The organism is Streptomyces sp. NPDC005784 (genome assembly GCF_042871525.1).
Lineage (GTDB): Bacteria > Actinomycetota > Actinomycetes > Streptomycetales > Streptomycetaceae > Streptomyces.
In genome coordinates, this window is record NZ_JBIAIQ010000120.1 from 1 (window position 1) to 1,266 (window position 1,266).

A 1,266-nucleotide genomic window follows, 5' to 3' on the forward strand; every position below is an offset into this window, starting at 1 on the left:
AGAGGGTGTTCTGCGAGTGCTCGGCTGACTCGTAGTACTTGAAGGCAGGTTGTCCGGTTCCGGGGCTTCACGGCAGGCCGGGGATGCGGTGCTCTGGTGGGCGTGGACGGGCGTGAGCCGTACCCGAGTGACCTGTCGGATGAAGCCTGGGAGCTGATCCAGCCGGTCATCGCCGCGTGGAAGGCCAGGCACTCGTCGGTGAGCGGGCACCAGGGCAACTACGGGATGCGGGAGATCGTGAACGCGATCCTGTACCAGGCCCGCACCGGCTGCCAGTGGCGCTATCTTCCTCATGACCTGCCGCCGAAGAGCGCGGTGTACTACTACTTCGGCCTGTGGCGCGACGACGGGACCGCCGAGACCATCCACGAACTGCTGCGCTGTCAGGTCCGGGAGATGCGTCGACGATGCGAGGACCCCACCGCGATCGTGATGGACTCCCAGACCGTGCGGGCCTCGGTGAACGCGCCGAAGGAGACGACCGGACTGGACGCGGGCAAGAAAAGCCCGGGCCGTAAAAGGGGCATCGCCACCGATGTCCTGGGCCTGGTCATCGCCGTGATCGTGGTGGCCGCGAGCGTGCACGACAACGCGATCGGCATCGCGCTGCTGGACAAGGTCGCCGCCGCCGCACCCACCGTGACCAAGGGCTGGGTGGACGCCGGGTTCAAGAACGCCGTCGTCGAGCACGGTGCCCGGCTGGGCATCGATGTCGAGATCGTCCAACGCGAGGCAGGGGCCCGGGGGTTCGCGCCGGAGCCGAAGCGGTGGGTGGTGGAGCAGACTTTTGGCACCCTGATGCTCCACCGCCGGCTCGTGCGGGACTTCGAGACGCGGCCGGCCAGCGCGATGTCGTGGATCCACTGGTCCCTGAGCGACGTCATGCTCCGCCGACTCACTCGCGCGTCCGCCCCGACCTGGCGCGACCCGCCCGCCTGGCGTCCCACACCCCCGACCGGCGGGAGCGTCGATGCGGCACCTCCTGGACAAGATCGAGACCCGGCGGCGGCTGGTGAGCGAGACCGCCGAGCAGCTGCGTGAGCAGATCGCCCTGCTCAGCGAGCAACTCGCCGCCGCCGAGCACACCCTGGACCGCCTGGAGATCACCCGAGCGACCGTGCTGGAGCTGGCCGCCGAGGACGGACTCCCGCCACCCGAACCCCTCTCGCCCGGCTACCACGAGATCCTCGCCGCCATTGAGCATGCCGGGGAAGGGCTCCGCGCCAAGGACGTCTGCCAGGCGCTCGGCACCGGAACCGAGCCACG

General features: G+C 69.4%; 1 protein-coding gene and 1 pseudogene. Both read left to right on the forward strand.

Annotated elements, in window-relative coordinates; translation table 11 throughout:
- Positions 1–102 precede the first annotated feature (102 nt).
- Positions 103–927 (forward strand): annotated as a pseudogene (locus ACFYR3_RS45760) (IS5 family transposase); the annotation flags it as partial.
- A 43-nt stretch (positions 928–970) separates the two neighbouring features.
- Positions 971–1,266: hypothetical protein (locus ACFYR3_RS45765; RefSeq protein WP_389288366.1), on the forward strand; the 296-nt coding region annotated here is incomplete at its 3' end.